Annotated in this window: 16 protein-coding genes; 4 read left to right on the top strand and 12 right to left on the bottom strand. The window is 67.3% G+C overall.

Going from position 1 to position 13691, the window contains the following annotated elements; genetic code table 11:
* The 12 genes from xylB to APY03_RS32310 all read right to left on the bottom strand — a co-directional run.
* A partial coding sequence (gene xylB, locus APY03_RS32360; protein WP_068683764.1) for a xylulokinase occupies positions 1-1394 on the bottom strand: 1394 nt, incomplete at its 3' end.
* A gap of 14 nt (positions 1395-1408) precedes the next feature.
* The gene (locus APY03_RS32355; RefSeq protein ID WP_068683679.1) at positions 1409-2344 is read right to left on the bottom strand and encodes an AraC family transcriptional regulator; all 936 of its coding nucleotides are present in this window, start codon (positions 2342-2344) and stop codon (positions 1409-1411) included.
* 30 nt (positions 2345-2374) lie between these two features.
* Positions 2375-3163: an L-iditol 2-dehydrogenase gene (locus APY03_RS32350; RefSeq protein WP_068683677.1), complete on the bottom strand. Its 789-nt coding sequence runs from the start codon at positions 3161-3163 to the stop codon at positions 2375-2377.
* Positions 3160-4578 (bottom strand): D-arabinitol 4-dehydrogenase, encoded by a 1419-nt coding sequence (gene dalD / locus APY03_RS32345; RefSeq protein ID WP_174262756.1) that lies wholly within the window; start codon positions 4576-4578, stop codon positions 3160-3162. The genes APY03_RS32350 and dalD overlap by 4 nt, the downstream gene beginning before the upstream one ends.
* 16 nt (positions 4579-4594) lie before the next feature.
* Positions 4595-5626, bottom strand: coding sequence for an ABC transporter ATP-binding protein (locus APY03_RS32340; RefSeq protein WP_068683675.1), 1032 nt, complete (start codon positions 5624-5626; stop codon positions 4595-4597).
* An 11-nt stretch (positions 5627-5637) separates the two neighbouring features.
* Positions 5638-6462 carry a carbohydrate ABC transporter permease gene (locus APY03_RS32335; protein WP_068683673.1) on the bottom strand — a complete coding sequence of 275 codons (825 nt, stop codon included), beginning with the start codon at positions 6460-6462 and terminating at the stop codon, positions 5638-5640.
* A 12-nt stretch (positions 6463-6474) separates the two neighbouring features.
* Positions 6475-7305, bottom strand: coding sequence for a carbohydrate ABC transporter permease (locus APY03_RS32330; protein WP_068683757.1), 831 nt, complete (start codon positions 7303-7305; stop codon positions 6475-6477).
* Between the two features lie 152 nt (positions 7306-7457).
* Complete coding sequence (locus APY03_RS32325) at positions 7458-8768, bottom strand: ABC transporter substrate-binding protein (protein WP_068683671.1); 1311 nt, start codon at positions 8766-8768, stop codon at positions 7458-7460.
* Between the two features lie 168 nt (positions 8769-8936).
* Complete coding sequence (locus APY03_RS32320; protein WP_068683670.1) at positions 8937-9176, bottom strand: hypothetical protein; 240 nt, start codon at positions 9174-9176, stop codon at positions 8937-8939.
* Between the two features lie 123 nt (positions 9177-9299).
* Positions 9300-9536, bottom strand: coding sequence for a hypothetical protein (locus APY03_RS32315; protein ID WP_068683669.1), 237 nt, complete (start codon positions 9534-9536; stop codon positions 9300-9302).
* A 36-nt stretch (positions 9537-9572) separates the two neighbouring features.
* On the bottom strand, positions 9573-9749 hold the full coding sequence (locus APY03_RS40815; RefSeq protein ID WP_083944704.1) for a DUF3606 domain-containing protein: 177 nt from the start codon (positions 9747-9749) through the stop codon (positions 9573-9575).
* 150 nt (positions 9750-9899) lie between these two features.
* The gene (locus tag APY03_RS32310) at positions 9900-10247 is read right to left on the bottom strand and encodes a PRC-barrel domain-containing protein (RefSeq protein WP_068683668.1); all 348 of its coding nucleotides are present in this window, start codon (positions 10245-10247) and stop codon (positions 9900-9902) included.
* A gap of 284 nt (positions 10248-10531) precedes the next feature.
* Here APY03_RS32310 and APY03_RS32305 point away from each other — a divergent pair, with 284 nt between their 5' ends.
* The 4 genes from APY03_RS32305 to APY03_RS32290 are packed head-to-tail and all read left to right on the top strand — an operon-like array spanning position 10532 to position 13606.
* Positions 10532-10741: a hypothetical protein gene (locus APY03_RS32305; RefSeq protein WP_068683667.1), complete on the top strand. Its 210-nt coding sequence runs from the start codon at positions 10532-10534 to the stop codon at positions 10739-10741.
* Between the two features lie 16 nt (positions 10742-10757).
* Positions 10758-10955, top strand: coding sequence for an aminoglycoside phosphotransferase (locus APY03_RS32300; RefSeq protein WP_068683666.1), 198 nt, complete (start codon positions 10758-10760; stop codon positions 10953-10955).
* A 27-nt stretch (positions 10956-10982) separates the two neighbouring features.
* Positions 10983-11624 (top strand): ATP-dependent DNA ligase, encoded by a 642-nt coding sequence (locus tag APY03_RS32295; protein WP_083944703.1) that lies wholly within the window; start codon positions 10983-10985, stop codon positions 11622-11624.
* Entirely contained in the window at positions 11621-13606 is a 1986-nt protein-coding gene (locus APY03_RS32290; protein ID WP_068683664.1) for a hypothetical protein, read from the top strand. The genes APY03_RS32295 and APY03_RS32290 overlap by 4 nt, the downstream gene beginning before the upstream one ends.
* Positions 13607-13691: the final 85 nt, after the last annotated feature.

Genomic DNA, 13691 nt, shown 5'->3' with positions numbered 1-13691 from the left:
AGGCGACCAGCCGGCGATCGGGCCGGCTCGAGGCGCTGCCGCAGCACCGGGCGGTGGCACACCTCGTGCAACATGCCGCCATCCGAGAGCCAGGCCAGCCGCGCGGCCCCGAGCGCGCCGCCGGCCTCGCTGCCTTCGCAGATCGCGAGCGGCGTGTCCAGCACATCGGCCAGCAACTGCGCCCACCAGGCGCTGCGCGCGCCGCCGCCGACCAGCACAAGGTCCCCGGACGGTCGAGCGAGCGTGTCCATCCCGTCGCGCAACCCGAAGCTCACGCCTTCGACCACGGCATAGGCGATGTCGGCCGGACCGTGTGCATGCGTGAGGCCGAACAGCACGCCTTGCGCATCGGCATCGTTGTGCGGAGAGCGCTCCCCCGACAGGTAGGGCAGGAACAGCGGGGCGCGCTGCCGCGCCGCATCACCCAGCGAGGCGGCAGCGGCGAGCAGCGTTGACTCGTTGCCGAGACCGAAGCTGCGCGCGGCCCAGCTCACGGCGCTGGATGCCGAGAGCATCACCGACATCTGGTGCCAGCGCCCGGGCAGCGCGTGGCAGAACGCATGGACCGCGCGCTCGGGCCGAGGCTCGAAGTGCTCGCCGCTGATGAAGATCACGCCGGAGGTGCCCAGCGAGACGAAGCCCTGACCCGCTTCAACGAGTCCCATGCCGACTGCGCTGGCCGCGTTGTCGCCGGCGCCGCCCGCAATGGGCACGCCGGGCGCCATGCCCCAGCGTTGCGCGAGCTTGGGCGTGAGCCGCCCCGCGGGCGCGCTGCCTTCCACCAGTCGCGGCATCTGCACGCGCGACAGGCCGCAGGCGCCCAGCAGCTCGTCGGACCAGTCGCGTGCGCCCACGTCCAGCCACAGCGTGCCAGAGGCATCCGACATGTCGCTCGCGAACTCGCCGCTCAACATGAAGCGCAGCCAGTCCTTGGGCAGCAGCACATGGGCGATGCGCGCGAAAAGCCCGGGCTCGTGCTCGCGCATCCACAGCAGTTTGGGCGCAGTGAAGCCCGGCATGGCGAGATTGCCGGCGATGGCGCCCAGCCGCGGCACGCGCTCGGCGAGCGTGCGGCATTGGGCTGCGCTGCGGCCATCGTTCCAGAGGATCGCGGGGCGCAGCACATGGTGCTGTGCGTCCAGCGCCACCGCACCGTGCATCTGGCCCGAAAGGCCGATGGCGCGCACCGCCGACAGCGCCGAGGCCTGCGTGCGCCGCAACTCGGCCATGGCGGCTTCCAGCGCCTCCCACCATTGCGAGGGCGCCTGCTGCGACCACTGCGGCGCCGGCCGGTCGACCGTGAGCGGCGCCCGCGCCAGCGCGACGATGCGGTGGTCCGGCGCCAGCAGCAGCGCCTTCAGCTCCGAGGTGCCGAGATCGAGTCCGAGGTACAAGCGCCGGCCCTTCTTCAGCCGCCGCCGAAGCGGTGGTCGCTCTGGCGCCGGAACTCGGTCGGCGTCATGCCCTTGATCTCCAGGAAGCGGCGGTTGAAGTTGGCGACGTTGTTGAAGCCGACCTGGTAGCAGATGTCGGTCACGTAGTGGTCGGTCTGCATCAGCAGGTGGCAGGCGCTGTTGATGCGCACGCGGTTCACGAAGTCGGTGAAGCTGTTGCCGGTCGAGCGCTTGAAGAAGCGGCTGAAGCGGCTTTCGCTCATGCCCAGCTCGGTGGCGATGTCGGCCATCACGATCGGCTCGGCCAGGTTGGAGGTGATGCGGTCGACGATGACGTTGATCTGGTCTACGCCGGCCTCGCCTTCCACGCCCTGCATCTGCACGTTGGAGAGCAGCCGGTAGTCGGTGCACTGCGCCAGGTCGGCCAGGTAGGCGCAGAACAGTCCGAAGCGGCGCAGCCCGCGTGCGCCCTTGACCGCGTCCCAGTGCGCCAGCGCGCGCTCTGCAAGGCCGAAGAACTCGATGCCGTGGCGCGAGCGCTCGAGCAGTTGCATCACCTCGCGCAGTTCCGGGATCTCGGCGGCCGCGCGTTCGATGGGCTCATGCCGGAACTGGATCACGCGGTCGCGCCCGGCCGCGCCGCTCGCCGGCGCATCGAGCGAGATCCAGTTGTGCGGCAGCCGCGGACCGCACAGCACCAGGTGGCCGGGCTGGAAGGGCCCGATCCAGTCGCCGATGAAGGCCTTGCCCGAGGTCTCGGTGATCAGGTGCAGCTCGTACTCTTCATGGAAATGCCATCGCACCAGCGGGCTCGGAAACCCGTGTGCCAGGCAGCGCACCAGGCCCGATTCCTCCGGCGCCTCGTAGCCGAGCGAAGGCGAGCGCGTGATGTCGCGCTCGAGTTCGGGTTCCCGGTGGCGGGGTAGGTTGCGGTGGCGCACCGAAGTCATGGCCGTTTCTCTCGGATGGTGTTCACGCCTTCAGCTCATGACATTACCACCGTCGACGTTGAGCGTCTGGGCCGTGATGTAGCGCGCCTCGTCGCTGGCCAGGAACACGGCGGCGCCGGCGATGTCGCCCGGCGTGCCCATGCGGCCGAGCGGCACCTCCAGCCCGACCTGGCGCTTCTTCTGGCCCGGCGCGCGGCCTTCGTACCTGGCAAACAGCGCATCCACATGGCTCCACATCGGCGTGTCGACCACCCCGGGCGCGATGGCGTTGACGCGGATGCCGTGCGGCGCCATCGCCAGCGCCGCGCTCTGCGTGTAGCTGATGACGGCGGCCTTGGTCGCACAGTAGTGCGACACCAGCGCCTCGCCGCGGCGGCCGGCCTGCGAGGCCATGTTGATGACCGAGGCGCCGGCCGTGCCTGCGTCCACCATGTGCTGCAATACGCGCTGCATCACGAAGAACATGCCCTTCACGTTGACCGCGAACAGGCGGTCGAAGGAGGCTTCGTCGCTCTCCAGCAGCGGCGCCATGTCGAAGATCGCGGCGTTGTTGACCAGCGTGTGCACCGGTCCGTTGGCCGCCTGCGCCGTATCGAGCAGGCGGGCCAGCGATGAGGTGTCGGCCACATCGGCCGGCAGGTAGGCCACGCGCTTCGGGTGGCTGCGCTGCAGGTGTGCCACGTCTTCGGACCGCGCGGCCGCGCGGTCCACCAGCGTGCATCGCGCGCCTTCGGCGAGGCAGGCCTCGGCGATCGCGAGCCCGATGCCGCCGCCGGCGCCGGTCACCAGCAGGTGACGTTGTTCGAGGCGGCCCGTCATGATCTTGCTCCTTCGATGAGTGTTCGCACGCGCGCACCGGCCTCGCGCACCGCCTGCTCGAGCCGCGTGTCGCCCGCGGCGTCGCCCCAGAGGACGGTATCGGCGCACAGTGCCGCGACCGGATCGGCCGCGTCGCAGATGGCGCGTGCGGTGGCTTCGTCCATGCCCTGGTCCTGGTAGGTGTAGGGGAGGGTGCCTTGGTGCCAGCGCCGCAGGAAGGCGAGGAAGAGCGCCGGCAGCATCGCGACGCTGTCGATCCTCTCGCGCTGCGCCAGGCGCTCGCGCACGGTTGGCGCGATGAAGCCCGGGATCTTCGAGAAGCCGTCCATCGCCACGCGCTGGTTGGTGTCGCGGATGGCCGGATTGCCGAAGCGCTCGAGCACGACGTCACGATATGCAGGCAGGTCGACCGGGCTCGGGTGCCCGCCGCGGTCGAGGCAGGGAATGACATCGTCCGTCACGTAGTCGAAAGCCATCTGCCGGATCGCGGGCGTGCGCGTGCCCTCGTGGATGTACTGCAGGCCGATCAGCGTGCCGGCCCAGGCGATGCAGCTGTGGCTGGCGTTGAGGATGCGGATCTTCGCTTCCTCGTACGGCTCCACGGAGTCGACCAGTTGAACGCCCACGCGCCCCCAGTCCGGCCGGCCGTGGATGAAGTCGTCCTCGATCACCCACTGGGTGAAGCGCTCGGCCGTGACCGGCGCGGCGTCGTCCCGGCCGGTCGCCTCGCGCACGCGCTGGCGCAGCTCGGGCGGCGGGCGCGGCGTGATGCGGTCGACCATCGCGTTGGGGCAGGTGGTGTTCTCGCGCACCCACGCTGCCAGGGCCGGCAGGTCCGCCTGCTCGATGAATTCCAGCAGGCCCCGGCGGAAGCGCTCGCCGTTGTGGCGCAGGTTGTCGCAGTTGAGCAGCGTCACCGGGCCCGCATCGGCGTCGCTGCGGGCGCGCAGGATCGCGCAGACCGCGCCGTAGATGGTTTGGCCGGCCTCGCCTCGCCGGGCGCGTGCAAGGTCCTCGGCCAGCTCGGCGTCGCCCGTGTCGAGGCGGTCCTGCGGGTCGAGGTAGTAGCCGGCCTCGGTGACGGTGAAGGACACGATGCGCGTGCGCGGATCGGCACCGCGCGCGATCACCGCCGCCAGCGACGGCTCCCAGTCGAGCACCTCGCGGATGGCGCCGATGCGCTGGTAGCGGTAGTCGCCGGCCGGCGAGACGGTCTCGACCGTGTAGCAGCCGTCCTGCGCCCGCAGGGCGGACAGCAGCTCGGCCATGTCTGGACGCAGGTTGGCGCCGGAGAGCGACCAGCGGGCATCTCCCGCCTCGATCAGCTGCTGCAGGTAGACCGCCTGGTGGGCGCGATGGAAGGAGCCGAGTCCGAGATGCAGGATCACGAACTCCGAGAGAGGACGAACGGGCATGGCGCGAGTGGCAGGCTCAAGCAGCGACAGTGCGGCCTTCGCGGTTGAAGAAATGCAGCACCGACGGGTCGAGCTCGACGCTCACCGCGTCGCCCGCATGCAGCGGCGTGCGCTCGTTCTGGCGCGCCACCAGCGGCACGCCGCCGACGTCGACGTGGATCAGCGTGTCGGCACCGAGCGCCTCCACCAGCTCGACCCGCGCCGGCGCGCCATGCTGCGAATCCGGGTGCACGCGCAGGCCTTCCGGCCGCACGCCCAGGAAGCCATCGGCCGGCAGGCGTCCGTTGACCTGCGCGGCAAAGCTCGGGATCGCGCGCGCCTGCACCATGTTCATCGAGGGCATGCCGATGAACTGGGCGACGAACTGGTTGGCGGGCCGGTCGTACAGCTCCATCGGCGTGCCGACCTGCTCGATCATCCCGTCGCGCAGCACGACCACGCGGTCGGCCAGCGTCATGGCCTCGACCTGGTCGTGGGTCACGTAGATGCTGGTGGCGCCGAGCGCGCGGTGCAGCTTGCTGATCTCGACGCGCGTGTTGCCGCGCAGCGCCGCGTCGAGGTTGGACAGCGGCTCGTCGAACAGGAACACCTTGGGCGCGCGCACGATGGCACGGCCGATGGCCACTCGCTGGCGCTGGCCGCCCGAGAGCTCCTTCGGCGTGCGGTGCAGGTACTGCGTGAGGTTCAGGGTCTTGGCCGCGTGGTCGACCTTGGTCTTGATCACGTCCTTCGGCACCTTCGCGAGCTTGAGCGCGAAGGACATGTTGTCGTACACGCTCATGTGCGGGTAGAGCGCATAGCTCTGGAACACCATCGCCAGGTCCCGCTTGCCCGAGGGCGTGTGCGTGATGTCCCTCCCGTCGAGCGACAGGGTGCCGCTCGTGATCGGCTCGAGGCCGGCTATGAGGCGCAGCAGCGTCGACTTGCCGCAGCCCGACGGCCCGACGAAGACGATGAACTCGCCCTTGTCGATCTGCAGGTCCACGCCCTTGATGACGTGGGTGTCGCCGAAGCTCTTCTTGATGTTGTCGAGTTGAAGGTAGGCCATGGAGAAGTCCTTTACTTGACGGCACCGAAGGTGAGGCCCTGCACCAGCTGCTTCTGGCTGAACCAGCCGAACACCACGATGGGCGCGATGGCCAGCAGCGAGGCGGCCGAGAGCTTGGCCCAGAACAGGCCTTCGGGGCTGGAGTAGGAGGCGATCAGCACCGCCAGCGTGCCGGCCTTGGCCGAGCTGAGGTTGAGCGCCCAGAAGGCCTCGTTCCAGCTCAGCACCAGGCACAGCAGGCCGGTGGAGGCGAGCCCGCCGATCGACAGCGGCATCACGACGTGGCGGAACTCCGTCCACAGGCTCGCCCCGTCCATGCGCGCGGCTTCCAGGATCTCCGGCGGGATGTCCTTGAAGGCGGTGTAGAGCATCCACACCATGATGGGCAGGTTCGACAGCGTGAACACGATGACGAGCGCGGTGCGCGAATCCAGCAGGCCCGCGGTCTGCGCGAGCACGTAGATCGGCACCAGCGCGCCGACGGCCGGCATCATCTTGGTGGAGAGCATCCACATCAGGATGTCGCGGGTGCGCTTCGTGCGGAAGAAGGCGAACGAATAGGCCGCCGGCGCCGCGATCAGCAGGCCGAGGATGGTGGAGCCGATGCTGGTGATCAGCGAGTTCTTCGCGAACAGCAGGTAATCGCTTCGGCGCTGCACCTCGGCGAAGTTGTCCATCGTGGGCTCGAAAACGAAGAGCGGCGGCACGTGGATCGCCTGCAGCTCGGTCTTGAAGGAGGTCAGCACCAGCCAGCCCAGCGGGAAGAAGAGCAGCAGGGAAACGGCCCAGGCACCGGCGGTGCGCAGGACGAGGGGGACAACGCTGTCGGTCTGCATGTCGATTCCCCTTCAGTCCAGGCTCTTGCCGATGATGCGGATCAGGAAGGCCGCCACGATGTTGGCCAGGATCACCGCGAACAGAGCGCCCGCGGAGGCCACACCCACGTCGAAGTTCATCAGCGACTGCTTGAAGATCATGTAGGTGAGGTTGGTGCTCTCGTTGCCCGGACCGCCATTGGTGGTGACTGCGATCTCGGCAAACACCGAGAGCAGGAAGATCATCTCGATCATGATCACCACCGCCATCGGCCTGGCGAGGTGCGGGATGGTGAGGTAGCCGAAGCGCTGCAGGGCGCTCGCGCCGTCCATGCGCGCGGCCTCCATCTGCTCGCGGTCCAGCGATTGCAGCGAGGTGATGAAGATCAGGCAGGCGAAGGGCAGCCACTGCCACGCCACCATGATGATCACGGAGAGCAGCGGCACGTCCGTCAGCCAGTCCACCGGCTCGGCGCCGAAGAAGCGCCAGAGGTCCGCAAGCACGCCGTAGATCGGGTTCATCATCATGTGCTTCCACAGCAGCGCATTGACCGTGGGCATGACGAAGAAGGGCGAGATCAGCAGCACGCGCACGATGCCGCGGCCGGGGAAAGGCTCGTTGACCAGCAGCGCCAGCAGCACGCCGAGCACCACCGTCGACACGATCACGCTGCCGATCAGGAGCAGGGTATTCCACACCGCCGGCCAGAAGTCCGGGTCGGTGATGAAGTAGTGGTAGTTCTCGAAGCCCGCGAAGGGGTGGTCGCCCGGCTGCATCAGGTTGTAGTTGACGAAAGAGAAGTAGATCGTCATCGCCAGCGGCACGATCATCCAGAGGAAGAGCGTGAGCACGGCAGGCGCCATCAGCAGGCGCGGCAGGAGGCGCGGGGTCGCAGCGGTCTTGTCCTTGTTCTTCTTCTTTCCGCTCCGGGAGAAGCCGGGAACAGGCGGCGCGCCGTCCGCGCTTTCCACGCCGGGGGGCCGGCCCTCCCCGACGGGGGAGGTGATCAGGGTGCTCACTTGTAGTACCCGGCTTTCTTCATCTCGCGCTCGGCCGCCGTCTGCGAGACCTTGAGCGCCTGGTCGACCGTTGTCTTGCCTGCGAGTGCCGCGCTCATCTGCTGGCCCACCGCAACGCCGATGGCCTGGAACTCCGGAATGGCGGCGTACTGCACGCCGACGTAGGGCGACTTCGGCAGGGTGCTGTCGTTCGGGTTGGCGGTGTCGATGGCTTTCTTCTCGGCCTCGGCGAAGCGCGCCGCCTTCATGAACTCGGGCGTGGCGTAGGTCGATTTGCGCGTGCCTGTCGGCACCGCGCTCCAGCCGTGTTCCTTCGCGACCAGCTTGATGTAGTCCTTGGAGGTTGCCCACTTGATGAAGGTCTGCGCCGCGTCGACCTTCTGCGAACCGGCCGGAACCGCCAGCGCCCAGGCCCACAGCCAGTTGGCGCCCTTGGGCGTGACGGCGGTGGGCGCTTGCGCGAACGCCACCCTGTCGGCCACTTTCGACTGCTTGGGATCGCTCACGAAAGAAGCTGCGATGGTCGCGTCCACCCACATGCCGCACTTGCCTTCGTTGAAGAGCGCCAGGTTCTCGTTGAAGCTGTTGGCCGAGGCCCCGGGCGGGCCGTAGGCCTTCAGGAGGTCGACGTAGAAGGTGATCGCGTCCTTCCAGGGCTTGGTCTCGATCTGCGGCTTCCAGCTCATGTCGAACCACTGGCCGCCGTTGGTGTTGACCATGGTGGTGATCAGGGCCATGTTGTCGCCCCAGCCCGGCTTGCCGCGCAGGCACATGCCGTAGACGCCACCCTTCGGGTCGTGCACCTTGCCGGCGAGTTCCTTCACCTGCGCCCAGGTGGGCTGGTCGGGCATCTTGAAGCCCGCCTTGTCGGCCAGATCCTTGCGGTACATCAGCATCGAGCTTTCACCGTAGAAGGGTGCGGCGTAGAGCTTGCCGTCGGCCGACAGGCCGCTGCGCATGGCCGGCAGCAGGTCGTCGATGTCGTAGGCGGCGTCGGTGGCGATAGGGTTGAGCCAGCCCTTCTTGGCCCAGATCGGCGTCTCGTACATGCCGATCGTCATCACGTCGAACTGGCCGCCCTTGGTCGCGATGTCGGTGGTGACGCGCTGGCGCAGCGTGCCTTCCTCGAGCGTGACCCACTTGAGCTTGATCTCGGGGTAGGCCTTCTCGAACACCGGCGTGAGCTTCTGCATCTCGATCATGTGCCCGTTGTTCACCGTGGCAATGACCAGTTCGGTCGCGGCATGGGTGGCCATGCTCGCGCAGGTGAGCGCGAGCACCAGTCCCGCCTTCAGAAAACGCTTCATCTCGATGTCTCCTTTTGGTTTGCGACGAGGCAGTCGCTTCAACCCATTCTGGAGACGTTGGCTTGCGGGATTGGTACTCGATTTGCCAGTTCCTATACTTGAATGCACTGATTGATCAGTGACTTCCCTAGTTCACGCAACCAGGGATGGGCCGCCGGCCCGACGTGCTCAAGGATCGGTGGCGTCCTCCAGCTGGCCTTCCAGGGCCTGATGCCCCTTCGGGGTGATGGCCAGCACCTGCGCCGGCTTGTGGCTCTCGCACCCGCTGGGCAGCGACTCCGCCGGGGGAATGAAGGCGCTGACGAGCTCGGCGGCGCGCAGCACGCGCAGCTTGTCGAGTTCGGCCGGTGCGTAGACCGTGTACGGCAGCGGTTGCTGCGCGATGTGCCGGAGCAGTTCCATCGGCATAAGCGTCTCCTTTCTTCCAGCGGCGAACATTTTTCTGCGAACGGCGGGGCGGTGCAAGACACGGGAGCGACATGCCTGCCCGCTTGGGGCAGGGCAACCGGGGCAGGCTCCGCACGGCTCGCCTCAGGTTTCGTGCACTTCGGCTCGGCTGTCCGCCCAGTGCATGGCCTGCTGCTCCGCATGCCGCAGGGCCTCCGCCTCGGTGCGGCAGAGGTCGGCATCGTTCATGAGCAGCACCAGCTTCTCGCTGGGCCATCCGAGCTGGCGCACGACCACCGGCCGGAACTGCGCTGGCCGCTCCTTCTCGGCGCTGCAAAGGAAGTGATAGCCCCGATACACGAATACGACGTTCCTGGACATCGTTGGCTCCACGTCCCGCCAATGCTTGCTTTGCTGCTACTTCCCGAGGTATTGGCGGACTGCCTCGACCGAAGTGCCTGCGGCGGCGACCGCCGCCCTCAATTGCGCCTCGCTGACGCCCAACTCCTTCGTCCAGTAACGAAGCTCGTGCGTCTCGCTGACGTTGATGCGTGACCGATCCTGCGGGCCGCGGTTGTTCAAGTCGTCCGGCATGCTGCGTCTCCTGTTCGTTTCTGTGCTTGGAGTGTTCCAGCAGTGAAAAAGTGCTGGCGACGGACGCAGGCGCAAGGCGGTGCGGGAAGGGGGCTGACGTGCAGGCCGGCGCAGATGAGGCGCCGGCGGTGCGCACGCAGCCGTCGCGCATCAAAGCCCGTAGTACTTGTCCACGGTAGACCGATAGGTGTCGTCGTAGTCGGGCACCCGGTCTCCCGCATAACTGGGTGCGCCTTCGAGCTTCGCCTTGTCCAGCGGAACCACATAGCCCTCCTGCGAGGTGTCGTACTCCAGCATGTTCCAGGGGATGGGATAACGATCGGTACCCATGCCCAGGAAGCCGCCGAACTCCATGACGGCGTAGCGGACCTGGCCCGAGATCTTGTCGATCATGAGGTCATCGATGGTTCCGAGCTTCTCGCCTGCCGTGTTGTAGACGGCGGTACCTTCGACGCGATCGGACGAGATGACGTCGTGAGTGGAAGTGGTCGTGGTCATTCCGGTTCTCCATGCCTCGGCCGACACGGCTGGGGATGCCGGCCCGATCTTCGAATGCCCAGCATGCGATGTATCCCGCGCGCATGGGGTTGCATTGATCGGGCAGCGAGCCGTCGTTATGTAGGCACTCGCCCGCAACGCGCGGCTGGAGGTGGAGGCCGCGAGGTCCAAGGCGGCAGTCATCGCTCCGCTGGCTTTTCGGTACAGGCCTCTGGGTCCCTGTCTGACGGCGTGACGGGCGGCGCGATGGGTAGGCTGTGCGCATTGGACGCAAGGAATCGACCATGGCTATTCGACAAACGCAGGCCAAGAGCAACGACCGTGACGACAGGCGTGTCTTCCGCTGGGGCGTGATCATGGTAGCCATCCTAGTGGTTCTGGCCGTGCTGGCGACCTACCTGCTCTCCGAATCGAGGGAGCGCTCTCCCGTCATGCAGGAGCCCGCCCAGCAGACGCCGCAGACGCCGCAGAAGCCGGCCGCGCCGCCCCAGTAGCCGACAAGGAGTTGCGATGCCCGAAGATCTCGACATTCCCGTTCCCTCCGCCCCCGAGTCTCCCCGCGCCGTCTTTCAGGCTCTGGCAGAACGCGTTGGCGTCCTGGCGCCCGGCGCGCCGCTTTCCGAGGAACTGCTCGCATTCGCCATGGCCGTCGCGGATCTGCAGGCCGATGGCAAGCTGGGGGACCGAGGAAAGAGAGTGAGCCGCTGAACCCTCGGGGCGTTTTCGCCCGCAGCCGTGATCCGTCTCGAAGATTTCAAGCCCATGCTCCTGTCGGAGCGCTCCCTGGGCCTGCACGAGCCCGGCTGGATCTATGAGCTGAAATACGACGGATTGCGGATGACGGCCGCGTTCGGCGACGGCGCCGCGCAGTTCAGGACGCGCAACGGCGCCAGCGCGGCCAAGTGGTTCCCCGAGCTCGGCGACAGCCTGTCGGAGATGGGTGGCGGTCCCTATGTGACTGATGGCGAGGTGTGTGTCCTGGACGACGAGGGTCGAAGCGATTTCCAGGCGCTGCAGGAGCGTGCCCGTCATCGCTGCTGGTACGTGGGCGCGAAGCCGGTGGTCTATTGCGTGTTCGATCTTCTCGTCGATCGAGGGGTGGACATCACGACCCAGCCGCTGATGCTGCGCAAGGCTGCGCTCGCGCGGCTGTTCGGTGAACCTCCCTGGGGCATCCTCGTGGTGAAGTACTCCGACAAGGGCGGGGCGCACCTGGTCAAGCAGCCGGCGCATCCCCTTGGCCCTGAGGCATTCGTCGCCAAGCGGCGCTCCAGCATCTATCTGCCTGGCGTGCGCACCAGCGAATGGGTGAAGATCAAGCGAAAGTCTCGGACCGCTCGCGAGCCGACGCTTTCCTTTAAGCTGCACCGTCCATGAAGCTTTTCGTCGCCTCGCTCGCTGTCGCACTCGCTGGACCTTGCCATGCCGCAAAGCTCGAATCCGAATTGCCCGAGGGCCGGTCGCCCGCGCGTGCGGGAGACATCGTCGACGCTTCAGGCAAGGTCATCGCGAGCGCCTACCGTGCACTGGCGTACCAGTTCGGGCAGCACGCGGGCGTAGCCTATCGATTCGGACCGCCAGCATCGAAGGCTGGGGTGCCCACGCTCCCGCTGCGCGAGGACATCGGCGCCATCACGCACTGCGGGGAAGGCGCCGGCTGCAAGACCTACTACCAGCTGGGCAAGGAAAGCGGCACGCCCGACAACGCCTATGTGAGCACGCATGGCGTCGCGATCGGGATGCCTGACACGCCGGACTCGGTAGCCAGCGCGGTCGCATGGTTCCAGGCTCAGGCCACAGACCGCGAGACCTGGATGCAGCGCCCGCAGCTACTGTGGCAGGACAGGACGCTGTCTCCTCCGGCGCTGCGCGACTACTTCTCACGCGGCGCGCTGTCGCCCAACAGCGCCGCCGGTCTGCCGATCGCGGAAACCCGAGGGGAGGGCGGCCCCGATGGACCCTCCACCCGTATGTCGCTGGTAGCGACGCAAGGAAGCCCCAGCGAAGGCGCCACCATCTACACCGTCGGCACCTACACCGCGCAGCAGCGCGCATTCGTGAGGCTTCCGGTTGGCAAGGTGCCCACGGCGCTCGCCGTGACGCCCATGTCCGAATTCGCACTGGCGACGATCTGGGACACCGTCGCCGTCAAGGGCCAGGTCGCGGTGATCGCCTTGGGTGGCGTTCCCATGAACCGGACCTGGGAGAAAAAGGACGACTGGTACGACTGGTGGCATGACTGGATGGATGGCACCAAGCCGGGCTTCCCGAATCAGGGCGGCATCGGGTTCATGAAGGTCGTGGGCTACGTCGACCTGCCGGCGAACGTGACGGCGCCCACGGCCATCAAGGTCACGACCGGGATCGATCCGGTCGCCATGACAGTGCACCCGGTCGGCAAGGAGATCTCGTCGATCGGTGCCCTCGGCTCGCCGCTTGCCAGCAACCGCGCTAAGTTCCTGCCCGGCGGCGAGTTCTACGAGCGCTATGCGAAGGGCGGGGTGGCCGTCGTCGCCTCGCAATCGGAGAAGACGGCAGCCTTTGTCGACCTTGGCCCTCTGTTTCGCTACTTCAATTCGATGTACCTCGACACCGCCGAGAAGCATGCGCAGACACAGAAGCTCGGCATGGGTGCCAACCAGTGGCCCTACCCGCTGGCGCCCGGCTCCATGCCCGTCGTTGCGAAGGTCGTCGCGGTGCCGGGGACCCCGGTCGCCGTCGAGACGACCGCCACGCTCGGCCACTGGTCCAAGGATGACCGGGAGCGCGTGCCCGGCACGCCCTACTGGCGGACCACGCCGCGCTACCCGAGAGCCTGGATTGCGACGCGCGAGGGCGAGTTGCACATCTACTCGCTCGGGCGGTACGCCGCAGGGCCGAAGCCGACCACGCCCAAGCCGAGCGACATCGCGCACGTGGGCAAGGTCACGGGGCTGGGCAGCAACATCACGTCCCTGGCCAAATCGAAGGGTTTCCCCGGGCGTCGCGACACGGCGAATGATTCGGTCCTGTTCACCGCGCGCGGCGACCGTGCATGGGGCTGGGTGGGCTTCAGCGACGACCAGGACAGTGGGTCGGTGATACGCCGGATGGCGGACTCGCGCGTCGACCCGATCATGGTGACCGAGGCCGATCAATACTCGACCGCCGGAGGCGTGGTGACGGTGGCCGACTACACGGGCAAGGCGATCAGGAACTACCGCTTCAGCAACGTGGTCTACCCGCGCAATTCGAGCCAGACGTCGTTCTGCCCGCGCGACAAGGGCGGTTGCCCGACGCTGACGCCCGATGGGGAGTACGCGGGAGCGCTGGATCTGCCCTTCCGGCCGTTCTCGGTGCATTCGTCGAATGCTCCGTGATCCACCTGCCTTCGATTTTCGTGGCGCACACATAACGAAGGGCCCTCTGAACCACACCGGCTTTCGAGGAGGCCTGTTGGCTTGA

Origin of the sequence: Variovorax sp. WDL1, assembly GCF_001541225.1 — a bacterium.
GTDB lineage: Bacteria > Pseudomonadota > Gammaproteobacteria > Burkholderiales > Burkholderiaceae_C > Variovorax.
The sequence above is the reverse complement of the archived record's forward strand: the minus strand, read 5'-3'. Positions and strand labels throughout refer to the sequence as shown.

Bases quoted from the DNA above. Each gene is read 5' to 3' on its own strand.
- APY03_RS32355 (WP_068683679.1), bottom strand. From the start codon at position 2,344: ATGACTTCGGTGCGCCACCGCAACCTACCCCGCCACCGGGAACCCGAA.
- APY03_RS32350 (WP_068683677.1), bottom strand. From the start codon at position 3,163: ATGACGGGCCGCCTCGAACAACGTCACCTGCTGGTGACCGGCGCCGGC.
- dalD (WP_174262756.1), bottom strand. From the start codon at position 4,578: ATGCCCGTTCGTCCTCTCTCGGAGTTCGTGATCCTGCATCTCGGACTC.
- APY03_RS32340 (WP_068683675.1), bottom strand. From the start codon at position 5,626: ATGGCCTACCTTCAACTCGACAACATCAAGAAGAGCTTCGGCGACACC.
- APY03_RS32335 (WP_068683673.1), bottom strand. From the start codon at position 6,462: ATGCAGACCGACAGCGTTGTCCCCCTCGTCCTGCGCACCGCCGGTGCC.
- APY03_RS32330 (WP_068683757.1), bottom strand. From the start codon at position 7,305: ATGGCGCCTGCCGTGCTCACGCTCTTCCTCTGGATGATCGTGCCGCTG.
- APY03_RS32325 (WP_068683671.1), bottom strand. From the start codon at position 8,768: ATGAAGCGTTTTCTGAAGGCGGGACTGGTGCTCGCGCTCACCTGCGCG.
- APY03_RS32320 (WP_068683670.1), bottom strand. From the start codon at position 9,176: ATGCCGATGGAACTGCTCCGGCACATCGCGCAGCAACCGCTGCCGTAC.
- APY03_RS32315 (WP_068683669.1), bottom strand. From the start codon at position 9,536: ATGTCCAGGAACGTCGTATTCGTGTATCGGGGCTATCACTTCCTTTGC.
- APY03_RS40815 (WP_083944704.1), bottom strand. From the start codon at position 9,749: ATGCCGGACGACTTGAACAACCGCGGCCCGCAGGATCGGTCACGCATC.
- APY03_RS32310 (WP_068683668.1), bottom strand. From the start codon at position 10,247: ATGACCACGACCACTTCCACTCACGACGTCATCTCGTCCGATCGCGTC.
- APY03_RS32305 (WP_068683667.1), top strand. From the start codon at position 10,532: ATGGCTATTCGACAAACGCAGGCCAAGAGCAACGACCGTGACGACAGG.
- APY03_RS32300 (WP_068683666.1), top strand. From the start codon at position 10,758: ATGCCCGAAGATCTCGACATTCCCGTTCCCTCCGCCCCCGAGTCTCCC.
- APY03_RS32290 (WP_068683664.1), top strand. From the start codon at position 11,621: ATGAAGCTTTTCGTCGCCTCGCTCGCTGTCGCACTCGCTGGACCTTGC.